Source organism: Halomonas sp. DP5Y7-2 (genome assembly GCF_019802025.1).
Taxonomy (GTDB): Bacteria; Pseudomonadota; Gammaproteobacteria; order Pseudomonadales; family Halomonadaceae; genus Halomonas; species Halomonas litopenaei_A.
Genome location: NZ_JAHVHY010000010.1, coordinates 14,728 through 28,696, shown reverse-complemented (window position 1 = coordinate 28,696; position 13,969 = coordinate 14,728). Strand labels below are relative to the sequence as shown.

General features: G+C 61.5%; 13 protein-coding genes and 1 pseudogene. 6 read left to right on the top strand and 8 right to left on the bottom strand.

Annotated elements, in window-relative coordinates; all coding sequences use genetic code 11:
- Positions 1-250: 250 nt before the first annotated feature.
- Positions 251-1,732, top strand: a complete 1,482-nt coding sequence (locus KUW18_RS18125; protein WP_222483594.1) for a YfcC family protein — start codon at positions 251-253, stop codon at positions 1,730-1,732.
- 127 nt (positions 1,733-1,859) lie between these two features.
- Here KUW18_RS18125 and KUW18_RS18120 read toward each other — a convergent pair whose 3' ends face one another.
- From KUW18_RS18120 to KUW18_RS18110, 3 genes are all read right to left on the bottom strand, one after another.
- The gene (locus KUW18_RS18120; RefSeq protein ID WP_206944459.1) at positions 1,860-2,195 is read right to left on the bottom strand and encodes a zinc ribbon domain-containing protein YjdM; all 336 of its coding nucleotides are present in this window, start codon (positions 2,193-2,195) and stop codon (positions 1,860-1,862) included.
- Between the two features lie 80 nt (positions 2,196-2,275).
- On the bottom strand, positions 2,276-2,968 hold the full coding sequence (locus KUW18_RS18115) for a hypothetical protein (RefSeq protein ID WP_222562047.1): 693 nt from the start codon (positions 2,966-2,968) through the stop codon (positions 2,276-2,278).
- 97 nt (positions 2,969-3,065) lie between these two features.
- On the bottom strand, positions 3,066-3,545 hold the full coding sequence (locus KUW18_RS18110) for a YbhB/YbcL family Raf kinase inhibitor-like protein (protein ID WP_206944463.1): 480 nt from the start codon (positions 3,543-3,545) through the stop codon (positions 3,066-3,068).
- Positions 3,546-3,749: 204 nt separating this feature from the next.
- Between KUW18_RS18110 and KUW18_RS18105 the strand changes: the two genes are divergently transcribed.
- The gene (locus tag KUW18_RS18105; protein WP_222562046.1) at positions 3,750-4,211 is read left to right on the top strand and encodes a flavodoxin family protein; all 462 of its coding nucleotides are present in this window, start codon (positions 3,750-3,752) and stop codon (positions 4,209-4,211) included.
- A gap of 139 nt (positions 4,212-4,350) precedes the next feature.
- Here KUW18_RS18105 and KUW18_RS18100 read toward each other — a convergent pair whose 3' ends face one another.
- Positions 4,351-5,301: a DMT family transporter gene (locus KUW18_RS18100; protein WP_206944467.1), complete on the bottom strand. Its 951-nt coding sequence runs from the start codon at positions 5,299-5,301 to the stop codon at positions 4,351-4,353.
- 107 nt (positions 5,302-5,408) lie between these two features.
- Between KUW18_RS18100 and KUW18_RS18095 the strand changes: the two genes are divergently transcribed.
- Positions 5,409-6,200: an AraC family transcriptional regulator gene (locus KUW18_RS18095; RefSeq protein WP_222483589.1), complete on the top strand. Its 792-nt coding sequence runs from the start codon at positions 5,409-5,411 to the stop codon at positions 6,198-6,200.
- Positions 6,201-6,378: 178 nt separating this feature from the next.
- Here KUW18_RS18095 and fadA read toward each other — a convergent pair whose 3' ends face one another.
- Both fadA and fadB read right to left on the bottom strand, forming a co-directional pair.
- Positions 6,379-7,557 (bottom strand): acetyl-CoA C-acyltransferase FadA, encoded by a 1,179-nt coding sequence (gene fadA, locus KUW18_RS18090; protein ID WP_206944471.1) that lies wholly within the window; start codon positions 7,555-7,557, stop codon positions 6,379-6,381.
- Between the two features lie 23 nt (positions 7,558-7,580).
- Complete coding sequence (gene fadB / locus KUW18_RS18085) at positions 7,581-9,734, bottom strand: fatty acid oxidation complex subunit alpha FadB (RefSeq protein WP_222562045.1); 2,154 nt, start codon at positions 9,732-9,734, stop codon at positions 7,581-7,583.
- Between the two features lie 414 nt (positions 9,735-10,148).
- On the opposite strand from fadB, the gene KUW18_RS18080 reads away from it, so the two are divergent.
- Both KUW18_RS18080 and slyA read left to right on the top strand, forming a co-directional pair.
- A complete protein-coding gene (locus KUW18_RS18080) occupies positions 10,149-11,459 on the top strand; it encodes a DUF5924 family protein (protein WP_222562044.1) in 1,311 nt (436 codons plus the stop codon).
- Between the two features lie 130 nt (positions 11,460-11,589).
- Positions 11,590-12,036 carry a transcriptional regulator SlyA gene (gene slyA, locus KUW18_RS18075; RefSeq protein ID WP_206944476.1) on the top strand — a complete coding sequence of 149 codons (447 nt, stop codon included), beginning with the start codon at positions 11,590-11,592 and terminating at the stop codon, positions 12,034-12,036.
- Between the two features lie 174 nt (positions 12,037-12,210).
- Here slyA and KUW18_RS18070 read toward each other — a convergent pair whose 3' ends face one another.
- A complete protein-coding gene (locus KUW18_RS18070; RefSeq protein WP_206944478.1) occupies positions 12,211-12,741 on the bottom strand; it encodes a preprotein translocase subunit YajC in 531 nt (176 codons plus the stop codon).
- A gap of 110 nt (positions 12,742-12,851) precedes the next feature.
- Here KUW18_RS18070 and KUW18_RS18065 point away from each other — a divergent pair, with 110 nt between their 5' ends.
- The gene (locus tag KUW18_RS18065; RefSeq protein WP_206944481.1) at positions 12,852-13,298 is read left to right on the top strand and encodes a universal stress protein; all 447 of its coding nucleotides are present in this window, start codon (positions 12,852-12,854) and stop codon (positions 13,296-13,298) included.
- Positions 13,299-13,391: 93 nt separating this feature from the next.
- Here the strand turns inward: KUW18_RS18065 and KUW18_RS20000 are convergent.
- Positions 13,392-13,607: pseudogene (locus KUW18_RS20000) on the bottom strand (ABC transporter ATP-binding protein); the annotation flags it as partial.
- Positions 13,608-13,969: the final 362 nt, after the last annotated feature.

The following is a 13,969-nucleotide window of genomic DNA, read 5'->3' as shown; positions in this document are numbered from 1 at the left end:
CAGAATGCCCTCGCCCCATTCCTTGAGCCAGGCCAGCATAATTCCCGCTCCATCACCGCAGATCGTCCCGCTCCTTGCAGCGGGTCAAGACTTGCACCGAGGACCGCCCAACTGGCGGCTTGACCCTCGTAGACTCGAACGGTGGGCGCCACTCTCTCGGCGCCTGCTGGAGCACACCAAACACAACAGAGCCCACTCCATGACCTGATGATCCGGCCCATGAACCGACTACTGAACCGAGGAACACGAGATGGAAACGCAATCGATCTCTTCCCGTAAACGCAGCCGCCTACGTATGCCGACGGTGTACACCCTGCTGTTCCTGATCACCATCATGGTCGCCCTGCTGACGTGGGTGATGCCCGCCGGCAAGTACGACTATCGCGTCGAAGGCACCGATACCGTCATCCCCGCCACCGAAGTCCTCGACTACGAAGGCGATGAGCGCCTGCTGCCGATTCCTGGCACCTATCAAGTACTGGAAAGCTCGCCCCAGGGGCCCATGGACGTCTTGATTGCCCCCATCAAGGGGTTTCACAAGGCCGTTGATGTCGCCTTGTTTGTCCTGGTGATTGGAGGTTTTCTGGCGGTCACCATGCACTCGGGCGCCCTCGATGCAGGGATCGGCGCGGTGGTGGCCCGCTTCCAGGGAAGGGAACACTTTTTGATCCCGGTCTTGATGATCCTGTTTGCACTGGGGGGCTCCACCTACGGCATGGCGGAAGAGACCGTCGCCTTCTGGGCCATTATCCTGCCGGTCATCACCGCCGCGGGTTACGACCGTATGGTGGCGGCAGGTATCGTCCTGCTCGGCTCGGGCACTGGGGTACTCGCCTCCACCGTCAATCCCTTCGCCACCGGTATCGCCTCGGGATTTGCGGGACTGCCGATCGGCGCCGGTATTACCCTCCGACTGGTCCAGTTCGTGATTCTGGTATCACTGGCCATCTGGTTCGTGATGCGCTACGCCGCCCGCGTCAAGCGCGACCCGCAGCGCTCCGTCCTGGCTGACCTGAGTGCAACACCAGCAAGCGCCAGCGCCCCCGTCACCAGCGGTGCCTACACCCTGCGCCATAAGCTGACCATGACGGTCTTCTTCCTGACATTTGGCATCATGGTGTACGGCGTAGTGCCCTGGGAAGACATGGGGATCACCCTGTTCCCGACCCTGTGGTGGTGGTTCGACGAGCTGTCTACCCTGTTCTTGACCTCTGCGATCCTGATCGCGGTCATCAATCGGCAGCCAGAATCCAGCTTCATTGCCAGCTTCCTGGATGGCGCTCGGGACCTGATCGGGGTTGCCCTGGTCGTGGCGGTGGCAAGGGGAATCTATGTCGTGATGGACAATGGCGTGATCATCGACACCATCCTCAACTGGGCGGAAGGTGCGGTGCAGGGACTATCGACCGGCATGTTCGTCGTCGTCTCCTACGTGGTCCATATCGTGCTCAGCTTCTTCATCCCTTCCACGTCGGGCCTTGCCACCGTGTCGATGCCACTGATGGCACCTCTGGCAGACTTCTCTGGCGTCGAGCGCGAGCTGGTCGTCACCGCCTTTCAGTCAGCCAGCGGTTGGATCAACATGTTTGCTCCGACGGCGGCCCACCTAGTGGCGGGCCTGGCGCTGGCGAAGATTCCCTACGAGCGCTTCGTCAAGTGGGCCATGCCCTTCATCCTGCTGACCTTCGGCGTCAGCGCGGTGACCCTGTTCGTCGGCGCCAGTCTGGTCTGAACACGGCGACGCGCGCACACGACTCAGGCGCCGATAACCGTCACCGTCCATTCATCTGACTCATCCAGCCCCAGCGCTCCTTGCGAGCGCTGGCGGCGTTGCCGAGACCCTGCCAGCTTCCGCCAACTCACGCCTTCTTGACGTACATCGACTTGAGCTTCATGGCACCGAACCCATCGATCTTGCAGTCAATATCGTGATCTCCGTCGACCAGGCGAATGTTCTTCACCTTGGTACCGACCTTGACCACCGACGACGATCCCTTGACTTTGAGATCCTTGATCACGGTGACGGTATCGCCATCGTTGAGCGGGTTTCCGTGGGCATCGCGAATACCAGGTTCTGCGTCGCTCTCTGCTGTCTCCAGGGACCACTCATGACCGCACTCGGGGCAGATCAGCGAAGGGCCGTCCTGATAGGTATAAGGTGACTGACAGGCGGGACAGGCGGGCAAATCGCTCATGACGCTCTCTCTCATTGAAGGAAGGCGCTGACGGTACTCCCCCACCGCGCGAAAAGCCAGTCACCCGCCTGGCCAGGTCATCAGTCGCCTTGCTCCCTTTCCGGCTCTTCACCCTCGCCCTGGGCCTGACGCTCGTGAATCCGCTTGATATCGCGCTTGAGCTCCCTGCGCTGCCTGCGGGTGCTGAACTGCAGGGTGTCCCAGGTCTCTGGCACCAGCGTGCAGCTATCGTCGGTTTGGTGAAAGACAAAGCGGCGCTCGGCGCCAATCGGCAGGTTTTCCGAGCAATAGGTGCCAATCACCCGAACACACATCGCCTTGAGCACCAGGTCATCCTTCATTCCCTCTTTGTCGTCCAGACCAGCGATATCGATGATCCGCTGCTTCAAGGCGTTGAAGGAGCCGATATGGACGAAACCACCACTGTCCAGCGGTCCCTGATGGGTGCAGCGACCGTCTGGCGTTCGCTCTTGGTCACTGTGGTCGTCTTCCAGGTCCGCCTCATGGTCGCTGACGTCCAGTGTCCAGTCGCCCTTGGAGGTCTCCAGGGTCATCATGATGTGCTGAAGATAGATAGGTTCGGCACTCATGTTGCTGATGACACAGAGAGCATCGAGGTTCTTGCGCTTGCCGCGGTTGATGATCAAGCGCGGACGGCGCTGACGGCGAAAGCCGAAGTACAGCAGCTGAGCATAGATCAGCCAGATGAGAAAGGAGCCCACGCTTGCCAGCGTCTGCAGAATGTCCTTGTGGGCTGAAATCCAATCGAACATGAGCGTCATCCTTGATCACTCGCCATGCGGCCGAAACGGCACACATGCGTTGAGGAAGTAAAAAAGCCCGCCCTGGAGGCGGGCTGTCAGCCTGTTCTCAGGCCTCGCGCTGATAGGTGCCCACCAGGCGATTGATACCCAACAGGTGCGGTTCGACCTGTTCGAGCAACTCGCTCATGCTGAGACCTTCGGGCAACTGGGTCGCGGTATCCAGCGCCAGCACCCAGAAATAGTACCGATGCAGCCCATGGCCCTCGGGCGGCAGGGGTCCGTTGTAGCCGAGATTACCCGCATCATTGCTCCCCTGAGTCCCCTGCTGGGTGCCTTCCTCAAGGGACGTCAGCGACGCAGGCAGGTTATACAGTACCCAATGCACAAAACCGTAGCTGCCATGTTGCACCAGCGGCGCATCCGGGTCGTGACAGATGACCGCAATCCCTTTAGTGCCTTCTGGCAGGTATTGCCAGGCCAGCGCCGGTGAAATGTCCTCGCCTTCCTGGGTATGACGTGCGGGAATACCAGCGTCATTGTCGAAAGCCGGGCTGGTGACGCTTAATGAAGAGAGCGCGAAAGGCATGGGGGTTTCCTCCCTGGAACGGTGGTCTTTGGTGCATCAAGTGAGCTCTTGGGCACAAGCCAATAGCCAGCCCAAGGCGCCACATGCACCTTAATCACCCTTCCTAGGGTCGACAAGCCGCCACCCGCTGTCAAACGCGCATGTTATTGACACGAAGAACCCTTCACTGTCGCCATTGCCCACATGACCATTGCGGAGCCACGCATGAAACGTCTGTTGGTCGTCGCCCACGCGCCCTCCCCCAATACCCTGAGACTGCGGGAAGTCACTTGCCGCGCCACCTGTCACCCGGATATCGGGAACGTGGACATCGTGGTGCTAGCCCCCCTGGAGGCAGGCCCCGAGGACGTGCGTCAGGCAGATGCCATCCTGCTTGGGACCACCGAAAACCTCGGATACATGAGTGGCGCCCTGAAGGATTTCTTTGATCGCAGCTATTACCCACTGCTGGATCACACTCAAGGCCTTCCCTGCGCCCTGTATATCCGCGCCGGCCATGACGGCACCGGCACCATGCGAGCGGTCGAGTCGATTGTCAGCGGACTGCGCTGGCGCTGGGTTCAGCCCCCGCTGATATTGAAGGGCGCATGGCAGGACGACTTCGTCGACCAGGTGGAAACGCTATCCCAGGCCATGGCCGCTGGACTGGACGCGGGTATTCTCTGACACCTTCGTCTGCTGGGCACGACGTATGAGACAGACGCGTCCTTGGAGAAAGACGCGCCCTGGGGGAAAGACGCGCCCTGGGGGAAAGACGCGCCCTGGAGGAAAAGCGCGCCTATGCCTGTGAAAGTTGTCCTGCTGCCTACTTGCCGAACATCGCCGCTTGCCTACGGCGGGAGGCGAGCCACTGACGGATCCACCCTTCACCGCTGACCAGGGTGATCCCCGCCACCACCATGACCGCACCGATCATAAAACCAGGCTCTATGGGTTCGTCCAGCAGCCAGGCGCCAAACCCGACCCCAAATAGCGGGGTCAGAAATGACAGCACCCCAATCCTCGACGCCTGGTAGTGTCGGATCAGCCAAAACCAGACCAGAAACCCGGCAAAGGAGACGATCACAGACTGGAAGGCAAGGCTGGTCAACGCCAGAGGCGTAGGATCAATCGCCAGCTGTCCCAGCACCGCGGCGCTGGCCAACAGCACCACGAACGCAGCCACCAACTGGTACATCAAGGTCTGCTCTGGCGCCAGCGAGGACAGTCGCGTGGTACGCACCAGCACCGTCGTGGCGCCCCACGCCACGCCGGCCAGCAATGCCAGCAGATCGCCCCACAGCGATGCTTGCCCAGCGGCCTCCACATCGCCCCCCGCAGGCAGCAGAAAGGCCACTCCTATGCCCACAAACGCCAGGCTGATCCCCAGCCACTGCATCGCTGCCATGCGCTCGTCGCGGACTAGAAAATGCAGCAATAGCGCAGTGAAGATGGGAGCGGTGTAGAGAAACACCACCGCATGGGAGGCGGTGGTAAAACGCAGCGCTTCTCCCAGCAGCACGTACTCCAGTGAGAACAAGCCGCCCACGATCAGACCTGGCTTCCAGCTCCCATCCCCCAGAGACATCCGCTGTCCCCGCGCCAGCATGTAGCAGGCAATCAGCGCGGCCCCCAGGCCAGAGCGCAGGGCGATCTGTAAAACCGGTGAAATATCGTCGCCGGTCGCCTTCAGGGCAACCTGCTGCATACCCAGCGTCAGGCAAAAGACCAGCATCAGGCCCACGGCGTGTGCGTCTAGCGTCCTACGATCCCCCATGACCTTCTCCCATCGCTACTGTCGGCCATGAAGTATGCGATTGTCGCATTCACCGCATATAGCTAAGATCAGACAAGCCATGCCTTCCCTCGGACAGGGTGCCGATCATGCCCCACACACCCAAGCATTTGCTGTTTCCGCCCTTTCACGATGCGCTGCCCGCGCCGGTCGTCTTTCGTACCGGCTATATGCCAGCAGATGCCGCCTATCCCCGTCATCGCCACAGCTGGGGAGAGTTCGTCTATTCCTACAGCGGGGTGGTCCAAGTCGATGTGGGGCAAAGGCGCTATCTGACACCGTCGCACTACGGGTTGTGGCTACCCCCCGGGGTAGAGCACCAGGGCCTTAATCGTCAGGCCGCCTGTCATTGTTCGCTGTACATCGCCACGCCTCAGGCCAGTGCACTACCTGATATCACCTGTGCATTGACCGTTGGGCCCTTGACCCGGGCCTTGCTCGAACACCTACGCCACCACCCCGCAGAAGCGCCCTACCCCGACGACCTGACGCGCCTGCTCGACGTGCTGGTGGACCAGTTGGCGGTCGCCGAATGCGCGGGAAGCTACCTCCCTACCTCCGCAGACCCTCAACTGCGCCGAGCCCTGCAACGGCTTGAGGACGACCCGACCGCCACTGCCAGCGTGGGAGAGCTGGCCAAGGCGGTGCACGTCACCGAGCGTACCCTGCTGCGCCGCGCTCAGCGCGACCTGGGGATGACGCTTACCGAATGGCGCCAGCGCCTCAAGGTCGTCAAGGCCATGCCGATGCTCGAATCCGGTGCCAAGGTCGAAGCCATCGCCATGGACCTTGGCTATGCCAGCGCGTCTGCCTTTATTGCCATGTTCCGGCGGCTGACAGGACAGACACCGGACGAATACCGGCGTGGGCAGGAGCGATAGCACCTCAGCACGGACAGCACAGCCTTCGCCCAGGAGCACTCGGCGACAGCGCGACAGCTCCCGGCAGCAACATCGTTCGGCCTGGTGTTGGGTGCACAAAAAACGCCGGCGCTGCTAGGCAGCGCCGGCGAGATCAGAACAACGGCTCAAGGCCGACTTGGCGAATTACTTCAAGGGATCAATTCAGGCGTTCGAACACGGTAGCAACGCCCTGGCCCATGCCGATGCACATGGTCGCAAGGCCAAGGCGCGTGTCCTGGCGCCGCATGACCGTGAGCAGGCTGTTGCTGATTCGGGTCCCGGAGCAGCCCAGCGGGTGCCCCAGGGCGATGGCCCCTCCGTGCAGATTGACCTTCTCGTCCATCACATCGAGCAGCCCCAGATCCTTGAGTACCGGCAGCGCCTGGGCAGCGAAAGCCTCGTTGAGCTCCACGGTCTCAATGTCATCGATCGTAAGACCCGCCGCCTTCAAGGCTTTCTGAGAGGCAGGAACCGGTCCATAGCCCATGATGGAGGCATCACAGCCGGACACCCCGGTCGACAGCACGCGAGCGATCGGCGTGAGGCCGAGAGCCTGGGCGCGCTCGTAGCTCATCACGACCATCCCGCTCGCCCCAACGGAAAGCGCTGAGGATGTGCCCGCCGTGACGGTACCGCCACGAGGATCAAACACCGGCCTGAGTCCTGCCATGCTCTCCAGGTTGGCTTCCGGGCGAATGACCTCGTCGCGCTGGACCAGGATCCGACGCCCGTCGGCGTCATGCCCCTCGACACCGATGATCTCGCTATCAAAGGCGCCGCTCTGCTGCGCCTCATAGGCGCGCTGGTGAGAGCGCACGCCGAAGTTGTCCTGCTGCTCGCGGGAAATGCTATGCAGCTTGCCAAGCAGCTCGGCGGTCATGCCCATCATCATCGCCGCCTTGGCGGCATGCTTGCTGGCGCTGGGATTGACGTCGACACCGTAGGTCAGCGGGATATGCTCCATGTGCTCTACCCCACCCACCAGGTAGACGTCGCCCATTCCGGCCTTGATATTGGCGGTCGCGATATGCAGGGCGCTCATGGAGGAGCCGCACAGCCGATTGACCGTCTGGGCCGGCACACTACGCGGCATAGCGGTCATGATCTGGGCGTTACGGGCGACGTTGAAGCCTTGCTCCAGGGTCTGGTTGACGCAGCCCCAGATGACATCATCCACCTCGGCCGGATCAAGTTGCGGCACTCGCTGCAGCAGAGCGTTCATCACTGCCGCAGACAGATCCTCGGCACGCACGTGGCGAAAGCCACCGTTCTTGGCCTTGGCCATGGCGGTACGGGCACCATCGACCACCACGACGTCTCTCGGGTTCAAGCTCATCTGTCTTCTCCTGTCTCGTGGGGTCACTTGGTGTAAAAGGTCTTGCCCGCGTTGGCCATCTCGCGCAGGCCATCCGTGGGGGCATACAGCGGGCCGAGCTCAGCCGCCAGGCTATCCGCCAGGGCGACAAACTCTGCCACTCCCATGGCGTCGATGTAGCGCAGCGCACCGCCACGGAAGGGAGGGAAGCCAATGCCATAGATCAACGCCATATCAGCCTCTGCGGGCGTGCCAACAATGTTGTCCTCAAGGCAGCGCACGGTTTCCATGCACAGCGGCACCATCATTCGCGCGACAATCTCCTCATCAGAGAATTCGCGGCTTTCCGTCACGACCTGACTCACCAGCTCGACCGCGCTCTCGTCGCGCACCTTCTTCGGCTTGCCCTTGCGATCCTCTTCATAGGCGTAAAAGCCCTTGGCGTTCTTCTGGCCGAGACGATCGTTGTCGAACATGACCTGAATCGCCGTCTTGCCTTCGCGGGCCATGCGATCAGGGAAGCCTTCCGCCATCACCTCATTGGCATGGACGGCCGTATCCATTCCCACCACATCCAGCAGGTAGGCAGGTCCCATGGGCCAACCGAACTTCTCCATGACCTTGTCGACTCGCTGGAAGTCGGCGCCTTTCTCCACCAGCAGGCTGAAGCCACCGAAGTAGGGGAAGAGCACTCGGTTGACCAGGAAGCCAGGGCAGTCGTTGACCACGATCGGGGTCTTGCCCATTGCCTTGGCGTAGGCCACCGTCGCCGCCACGGCGGCATCGCCGGTCTTCTCGCCGCGAATGACCTCGACCAAGGGCATGCGGTGCACCGGGTTGAAGAAGTGCATGCCGCAGAAGTTCTCCGGGCGCTTGAGGTTCTGCGCCAACCGGGTGATGGAGATCGTCGAGGTGTTCGATGCCAGGACGGTGTTCTCGCTGACCTGTGCTTCGACCTCGGTCAGCACCGCATCCTTGACCTTCGGGTTCTCGACCACGGCTTCGACGACCAGATCGACCGTGCCGAAGTCACCATAGGACAAGGTAGGACGAATATTGGTGAGCTTCTCCGCTGCTGCCTCAGGTGACAGCTTGCCCCGAGCCGCCTGCTTGCCAAACAGCTTGCGTGCCTCCTTGAGCCCCAGCTCGATGGCATCCTCCTTGATGTCCTTCATCAAGATCGGAGTGCCCTTCGAGGCGCTCTGATAGGCGATTCCACCGCCCATGATCCCGGCCCCCAAGACGGCAGCCTGACGCACGGGCTGAGCCTGCTTGGCATACTGTCCGCCCTTTTTCTTGACGACCTGATCGTTCATGAACAGGCCGACCAGGTTGTAGCAGACATCGGTCTTGGCCATCTTGCAGAATGCCTTGGCCTCGATGGCCTGCGCGCGTGCCCGCGTCTCGCCAGCGCCCTTCTGGATCACCTTGATGGCTTCCACTGGCGCCGGATAATGTGGACCCGCCTTGCCAGCCACATAGCCCTTTGACGTTTCAAACACCATCATCTGCTCGATGGGGTTCAGGTTGAGCGGGCTGTTCTTCTCTTCTCGACGTGCCTTGACGTCAAGCTCTCCGGCGTTGGCCCGGGCCAGGATATCCAGCGCCGCCGCCTCGAGGTCTTCTCGGGGCACCACGGCGTCAACCGCTCCCACCTTGAGGCATGCATCGGCGCGGTTCTCGGTGCCTCCGGCAATCCATTCGATGGCGTTATCGGCGCCGATGACCCGCGGCAGGCGAACACAGCCGCCCCAGCCCGGCACGATGCCCAGCTTGGTCTCCGGCAGGCCAATCTTGGCTTCCGGGCTCATCACACGGAAATCCGTCGAGAGCACCACCTCACAGCCGCCCCCCAGGGCCAGGCCGTTGATCGCGCTGACCGTCGGGAACGGCATGTCTTCCAGGCCATTGAAGATGCTGTGAACCTGCTCGAGCATGGCCTGAATCTCCGCCTCGTCCTTGTCGAACATGGCGTGAAACTCAGTAATGTCGGCGCCCACAATGAAGGCTTCCTTGGCGCTCTTCAGCAGCAGCCCCTTGAGCCCCTGATCACCGCGCACCGCCTCGAGGGCTTCACCGAGCTCCTTGATCACGGCGCCGGAGAGCTTGTTGACCGATTCATCCTTCAAGTCGAAGGTCAGGATGGCGATATCGTCGCCATTGCGAGCCACCGAAATGGCGTTGCCTTGATAGATCATCCACGCATCTCCACTGAAGTCATCCCGTGTTACCCGGACAGTGGCCTGTGTCCCTGTCCAGGTGAGCGGTATTCATACGGCCGTTTGATTTTGCCAGCTTGGTGCAAAGATTCACTTCCGTCAACCCCTACCATTACCTTAGAGGGATTACACGACGTTGAAGCAGGTAAAGGCATCCTGGCAGCGTTTAAGCATACTGTTAACAGAGCGCTGGAGAGGTGTCGTGGGAGCTGGCAGGGCCACCGCCGCTATGCCCTTGCGTAGGCCAGGTCGGGAGCGCAGCTTGCCTATGGTTAAATGGCGGCCTTGCGCTACACCCGCTGTCGATTGAGCGGCTGCGCATGACCTTGAGCACGACCCTGCGTTCAGCGCTTTTTGCAGTGCCGACTGTCTTTCATCGTTACGGATTCTCCTATGTCTACGCCGCCCGCCCAGCGCACCACGCTGAACGCCCTCCAGCGCACCATCGAAACCTGGGTTGCCCGCCTGCGTCCCTGGCACTGGGTCTGGCCACCGCTGGCCTTTGCCGCGGGCGTTGCCAGTTTCTTTCTGGTGGAGCGACAGCAGTGGTTGGGTGTCCTGCTCGCCACTGGCATGCTGCTGGCGTGGATTCTGCTGCTGTCAGAGAGCCTGATCGGGAGAATCATGGTGCGGCGGGGCTACCCGTCCCTGCCCCGCGGCGTGACCACCTTTATTGCCCAGATGATTCACCAGGAAACCTTGTTCTTCACGCTTCCCTTCCTGGTCGCCACCACCGTCTGGACCAGCGGTCAGGCCCTGTTCACCTTGTTCATGCTGGCCATGGCTATCCTGTCGATTGTCGATCCCCTGTACTACCGTCTGGCCGCCCGCAAGCGCTGGCTGTATTTCGTCTTCCATGCCCAGTGCGTGTTTCTCGTCGTGCTGGTCACGCTGCCGCTGGTGCTGCACCTGAGTACCGGACAAAGCATGCTGGCGGCAGTGGTCGCCATGCTGCTGTTCAGCCTGCCAAGTCTATTGCATCTCCTGCGGCCACTCAGCCCAAGCCGGTGGCTGGCCATGTTCGCCTTGCTGCCGGTGTTGGCGGGGGCGGCCTGGCTCGGGCGTGTGTGGGTCCCTCCCGCCACGCTTTGGCTGTCTGGAAGCGCGCTCTCCCCCGCCTTCGACGAGGCCAGCCGCACACCTCAGGGCAACATGGCGCTGACCCCGGAGGCACTGACGTCTCGCGGTCTATATGCCTATACCGCGATTCACGCGCCGCGAGGACTCAAGGAAGAGGTCGTGCACGAGTGGCGTCATGAGGGGCAGCTGGTCGACCGCATCGCGCTTGAGATATACGGCGGCCGTGCAGAGGGATATCGCGCCTGGACCCGCAAGCAGAACTTCCCTGACAACGTGACCGGCAGCTGGCGGATCGACGTCATGACCGCCGGGGGACAGCGCATCGGCGTCCTCAGGTTCGAGGTAGCGGATGATCCTGACCAGGCCACCAGGGCAGATGCCACTATCGACACTCAGGTCGGCATGCCAGGGCTGCGCTTGCGGTGGCTGACGGCCGGCCCTGAGGGCCAAGAGGCAGACCGGGAAGAGGAAAAAGAAGACGCTGGTACAGCTCCCGGATTGACGGAAGACCACTCAGGCCGCAGCGAAAGCAGCGAAAGCAGCGAAAGCAGCGAGGATAGTGAAAACACCGCAACCAGTGCGCCAGCCCCCAGCGAGGCCGTGCCACAGTCAACAGCGCAGTAACAGGATCGGTGGATACCTCAATCGGACGATCGAGAAGGTGCATCAGAGGGCAAACCAGGGTGGTGGCTTGCATTCCCGCGCCAGCGTTCGGACAATCGAATCATTTGCAGCCTTGCGATTCTAGGTCGATATGAACGAGAACATTGGATTCCAACTCTCCCGTGCACCGCGCATATGGCGGGCGGTGCTTGATCAACGTCTGGCTCCGCTGGGGCTCACCCAGACCCGTTGGGTGACGCTCTATCATCTCTGGCGCATGCCAGAAGGCCAGCCACAATGCGACCTGGCTCGCGCTATCGGTGTCGAGGCGCCTTCACTGGTACGAACCCTTGACCAACTCTGCGAGCAGGGCCTGGTGGAGCGCTGCCCCTGCGATCAGGACCGCCGCACCAAGCGCGTCCATCTCACGGAGCAGGCAACCCCGCTGCTGGAGAAGATCGACGCCATCGTGCGTGAAGCCAGGGAAGAAATGCTGAAGGGCCTGGATGATGAAGAGCAGGAACGCTTGAGTGACATGCTCAATCGTATCGAAGCCAATGGCCAGGCACTGTTAAGCCCGGAAGACTGCCAAGGCTAAGTGGCGCTGGCTTGGCTTGGCTTGATCAGGTCTGGTCTGGTCTGGTCTGGTCTGGTCTGGTCTGGTCTGACCCAGCATCGGCGGCGCGCATCCGCAGTATCGCAAAAGCGCGCCCTCCAAAGCAGAGCGATATACCTTTAGCAGAGCGTCTTATCTTATCCCGCCCCGCGGAGCCTAAGGCGGCGAGCCCGGGACGCTGCCGGCCGGACGATCAGGACGCCCCTGCAGCGCATCTCGGAGTGCCGCTGCTGGCGCCGAGATAGCGCCAAACTCCGGCGCCTCGAGAGACTCCTCCCACCAAAGTGTCAAGGCTTTGTCACAGGATTCCACCACCCAGGCGTCGTCCGGCAGTTGTGACAGCAGCCTCGACAGGCGTGCGCTGATGACAGAGGGCAATGGCTCCAGCGGCTGTACCCTCCAGCGCCAGCCTTCATCGTATTTAAAGTGCTTCAACGACTCGCTGGCCCGAGCCTTGCGCACCAGCACAAAATGCGGTCCCGGGCGCTGAGCAGGATAGGCCCAACGATAGGCCGCCATCTTGTCGACCTCACCATGCAACGGGGGTGCATCCAGCTTGACGCTGGCACCTGCTTCAATGGCAACCTGACGCAGCTGGCTCTGCCGACGCTCCCTGGCGGTGGGCCTGAGCCACATCGCTGGTGCGAAGACCATCCCTACGACACCCAGTATCAGTAGCCACAACATACGGTTTCCTTTGCAAAAACGTTGATCGTCGGCATTGTTTTGACTGCCACGGCGTCCTAGAGTGACATTACGATACCTCTTTTACTTGACCGCCGAGGAGGCGTAGTCCCGTGAGCAATGAATATCGTCATGTGCTGGTGGCAGTGGACCTCACCAAGGACTCTCACAAGATCCTCGAACGAGCCTTGCAGGTCGCTGACCGCAACCACGCCAAGCTATCGATCATGCACACCCTGGAGCCACTGGGCTTTGCCTATGGCGGTGACATTCCCATGGATCTCACCAGCATTCAGGATCAGCTGGATGACCATGCCAAGCAACGTCTGGCGGAGATCGCCGATGCCACGGTCGCCCGGGAAGATCAGCATGTAGTGGTGGGCATGCCAGATACCGAAATTCACCGTTTTGCCGACGAAAACGGCGTAGACCTTATCGTGGTTGGCTCACACGGTCGCCATGGTTTCGCTCTGTTGCTCGGCTCCACCTCTACCGGGGTACTCCATGGAGCCCAGTGCGATGTGCTGGCCGTGCGAGTCGGCAAGGAAAGCGAAGAGTAAGCACACCACCCACCACCCTATCGGGTGTCATGCATCTCCAACGTTGGCGCCGGCTTCATGCCGGCTCCAACGACTGCCTTGGCCACAGCTGGGTTACTCCCCGGACGCCATGGCCTCGAGTTCCATCCAGCGTTCCATGGTCGCGTCCAAAGCATCCTGGGTCTGCTGCAGCAACGCCAGTCGCTCGGCCACCACGCCGGAGGGCTGCTGGTAGAAGTCTGGGCGCCCTGCCTCGCTTTCCAACTCGGCCACTTGGTCTTCCAGCCGCTCAATCTCGGCGGGCAGGCCATCCAGCTCACGCTGCAGCTTGTAGGACAACTTGACCGGCTTGGCCTTGCCTTGCCCGGTCGGCCTGGAGCTACCCGCTGAGGGCGTTCCCCCCGCTGAAGGCTCTTTATCAGCTGAAGGCTCTTTATCCGCTGAAGGCTCCGTATCCGCTGACGGCTCCACCCGCTGACGCGCGGCCCCCTCCCAAGGTGCAGGCGGCAGTTTACCGCCCTGACGCACCCAGTCGGTGTAGCCACCCACATATTCACGCACCTGACCACGCCCCTCGAAGGCCAGTACGCTGGTCACCACATTGTCCATGAAGGCGCGGTCGTGGGACACCAGCAACAAGGTCCCATCGAAGCCCAGCAGCAATTCTTCCAACAGCTCCAGGGTCTCGACAT

What these genes read in the sequence shown, in the direction of transcription:
- KUW18_RS18105 (WP_222562046.1), top strand. Translation starts at nt 3,750, where the DNA reads ATGAAACGTCTGTTGGTCGTCGCCCACGCGCCCTCCCCCAATACCCTG.
- KUW18_RS18120 (WP_206944459.1), bottom strand. Translation starts at nt 2,195, where the DNA reads ATGAGCGATTTGCCCGCCTGTCCCGCCTGTCAGTCACCTTATACCTAT.
- KUW18_RS18110 (WP_206944463.1), bottom strand. Translation starts at nt 3,545, where the DNA reads ATGCCTTTCGCGCTCTCTTCATTAAGCGTCACCAGCCCGGCTTTCGAC.
- KUW18_RS18070 (WP_206944478.1), bottom strand. Translation starts at nt 12,741, where the DNA reads ATGTTGTGGCTACTGATACTGGGTGTCGTAGGGATGGTCTTCGCACCA.
- slyA (WP_206944476.1), top strand. Translation starts at nt 11,590, where the DNA reads ATGAACGAGAACATTGGATTCCAACTCTCCCGTGCACCGCGCATATGG.
- KUW18_RS18100 (WP_206944467.1), bottom strand. Translation starts at nt 5,301, where the DNA reads ATGGGGGATCGTAGGACGCTAGACGCACACGCCGTGGGCCTGATGCTG.
- fadA (WP_206944471.1), bottom strand. Translation starts at nt 7,557, where the DNA reads ATGAGCTTGAACCCGAGAGACGTCGTGGTGGTCGATGGTGCCCGTACC.
- KUW18_RS18095 (WP_222483589.1), top strand. Translation starts at nt 5,409, where the DNA reads ATGCCCCACACACCCAAGCATTTGCTGTTTCCGCCCTTTCACGATGCG.
- KUW18_RS18080 (WP_222562044.1), top strand. Translation starts at nt 10,149, where the DNA reads ATGTCTACGCCGCCCGCCCAGCGCACCACGCTGAACGCCCTCCAGCGC.
- KUW18_RS18125 (WP_222483594.1), top strand. Translation starts at nt 251, where the DNA reads ATGGAAACGCAATCGATCTCTTCCCGTAAACGCAGCCGCCTACGTATG.
- fadB (WP_222562045.1), bottom strand. Translation starts at nt 9,734, where the DNA reads ATGATCTATCAAGGCAACGCCATTTCGGTGGCTCGCAATGGCGACGAT.
- KUW18_RS18115 (WP_222562047.1), bottom strand. Translation starts at nt 2,968, where the DNA reads ATGTTCGATTGGATTTCAGCCCACAAGGACATTCTGCAGACGCTGGCA.